The organism is Nevskiales bacterium, assembly GCA_035574475.1.
GTDB lineage: Bacteria > Pseudomonadota > Gammaproteobacteria > Nevskiales > DATLYR01 > DATLYR01.
Genome location: DATLYR010000187.1, coordinates 1 through 2542 on the forward strand (window position 1 = coordinate 1; position 2542 = coordinate 2542).

Below are 2542 nucleotides of genomic sequence, written 5' to 3' on the forward strand. Positions count from 1 at the left end.
ACGCCAGAATCGGCGTCAAACCTGCGGAAGCGAGACGCAACAAACTCATCGGACCGGTGCCGCGCGGCCAAGGAGCGCGGCGCTGCAACGCGCAATTCTCCGCTGCTGCGCGCGGCGGCGATCACGCGGTTTCGCGCCTCGGACCGGATACTTCGGCAAACAAGCCTCAGCCCGGGGCTCGCCTCCCGCGATAACCCGAAGGCTGCGGCGCGCGGCCGAATGCGACTTGCCGCGCAGGGGCCTCAGCAGACGCGCGTCCGCGCCGCCTGCGCCAGCACCGCATCGCGAAAGGCCGCGGCCGGTGCCGAGAATTCGCGGGCGCGCCGCCAAACGAGCTGGATGTCGGGCACTCGCATCGGCAGCGACACCGGCAGGGCGCGCAGCACGCCCAGGCTCGCGTAGTGCGTGGCCAGTGAGGCCGGCATGACGGCCAGCATGTCGCTCGCCTGCAGCAGCGCCGTGGTGGCCACGGTGGACGCCGTCTCGGTGATGTCGATACGTCGGTGCACGCCGGCTTCACGCATCATGGCCATGAAGCGGCCCGCCTGCGGCGAGCCGGGCGGCTGCAGCACCCAGGGCCAGCGGGCCAGTTCGCGCAGCGTCGGCGCCGCGGCCGGGCCGGTGTACGCGCTAGCGTGCAGCGGGTGGTCCGCACGGGCCACCACCACCTGCGGCTCGTCGAGCACGGGCACTGCCTCGTGCTCGTCGTCGTAATGGCCCTCCACGAGGCGGCCGAGCATCAGTTCCACCTCGCCGCGCGCCAACTGCTCGAGCATCACGTCGCTCGTCGCGACGACGATCGCCACCGACACGCGCGCGTGTTGCGCCTTGAAACGCGCCAGCGCCGGCGCCAGCAATGGCGGCAGCGCGCTGGGGACCGAGCCGATGCGCAGCGTGCCGTGCAGCCCGGCGGCCAGCGCCGCCAGCTCGCGCCGTGCGCTGCCGAAGTCGTTCAACACCTGGCGCGCGTAGCGCACCAGGACCTCGCCGGCGGGGGTCGGCGTCATGCCGCGCACGGAGCGCTCGAACAGCCGCGCGCCCAGCGTCTCCTCCAGTTCCTGCAGCAGCCGGGTTGCGGCCGGTTGGCTGACGCCGAGCGCCGCCGCGGCGCGCCCCAGGTGGCGTTCGTGGCCGAGCAACGCAGCCAGCAGCAGCTGCCGCGTCCGCAGCCGCATCAGCGCCGGCACGTCATCGAGCGGTGCGCGGCCCGCGTCGCCCGTGCGCCCCGCCGCAGTGCCGGAACGCGAGGGCGCCGGTCTGCTGCGGCGGCCATCCATATCGAAAGTGTAATCACCGGTTGCGAGAACTTGATTGGAAATGCATCGCGAGCCGACGTAACCTCGTTTGGCAAACCACCGAACGAGGAGGAGAAAAGCGTTATGGACGCCCCGCCCCGCCCCGCGCTGTTGCGCGCTTGGATCGCTGCCGTCTGCTGCAGCCTGACCGCCGTCGGCCTGGCCGCTCCCGAAGGGGCGCGCGCGCAAAGTTGGCCCGACAAGCCGCTGCGCATCATGGTCGGCGCCCCGCCGGGCGGCGGCACCGACATCCTGGCGCGGCTGCTGGCAGAGAAGATGGCGGCGGCGCTCAAGCAACCGATCACCGTGGAAAACCGTCCCGGTGCAAGCAACACCATCGCGGCCGAGCTGACCGCGCGCGCCGCCCCCGACGGCAACACGCTGCTGCTGGCTACCAACACCGGCCAGGCAGTGGCCCCACATCTGCTGCAGTTGAAGTTCGACCCGCTCAAGGATCTGCAACCGATCGGGCTGGTCGCGGTGGTGCCCAACGTGCTGGTGGTCAGCGCCGACTCGCCTTACAAGACCGCGCAGGAACTAATCGATGCCATGCGGGCCCGCCCGGGCGCGCTGAAGTACGCCAGTTCGGGCATCGGCAGCACGCAGCACATCGTGGGCGAGGCCTTCAACCTCGCGACCAAGACCAAGGCCGTCCATGTGCCGTACAAGGGCAGCGCGCAGGCGCACATCGACATCATCGGCGGGCGGGTCGAAATGATGTTCGACACGACGAGCTCGGCGATGGGCCAGATCAAGGGCGGCAAGTTCCGCCCGCTGGCCGTCACGACGACGCGGCGCAGCCCCGAGTTGCCCGACGTGCCGACGCTCGCCGAGCTGGGCGTCCGCGGCGCCGACATTCAGACCTGGTACGCGATGTACGTGACCGCCGGCACGCCGCGGCACATCGTCGAGCGTCTGGCCGCAGAGCTGACCGCAGCGCTGAAGCTTCCCGACGTGGTCCAGCGCATCAAGGGCCTGGGCGGCGAGATCCAGCCGATGACGCCCGAGCAGTTCGCTGAGATGAACCGCAGCGAGTTCGAGCGTTACGGCCGGCTGGTGAAAGAGGCGGGCATCAAGGCCGAAGGCCAATGAGATGAAACACGGCAAACCGCGCATCGCATTCCTGCTCGGCGACGTCGGGGGCGTCGGCCCGGAAATGGGCGTCAAGCTGCTTTCCGACCCTGCCGTGCGCGCTGCCGCAGATCTGCTGCTGATCGCGGACCCTGTGGTGCTGGCCGCAGGCGAGC

General features: G+C 70.5%; 2 protein-coding genes. One reads left to right on the forward strand and one right to left on the reverse strand.

What is annotated here, in order from left to right; genetic code table 11:
• Positions 1-242: 242 nt before the first annotated feature.
• The gene (locus VNJ47_11190; protein ID HXG29394.1) at positions 243-1277 is read right to left on the reverse strand and encodes a LysR family transcriptional regulator; all 1035 of its coding nucleotides are present in this window, start codon (positions 1275-1277) and stop codon (positions 243-245) included.
• Positions 1278-1379: 102 nt separating this feature from the next.
• On the opposite strand from VNJ47_11190, the gene VNJ47_11195 reads away from it, so the two are divergent.
• The gene (locus tag VNJ47_11195; protein ID HXG29395.1) at positions 1380-2387 is read left to right on the forward strand and encodes a tripartite tricarboxylate transporter substrate binding protein; all 1008 of its coding nucleotides are present in this window, start codon (positions 1380-1382) and stop codon (positions 2385-2387) included.
• Positions 2388-2542: the final 155 nt, after the last annotated feature.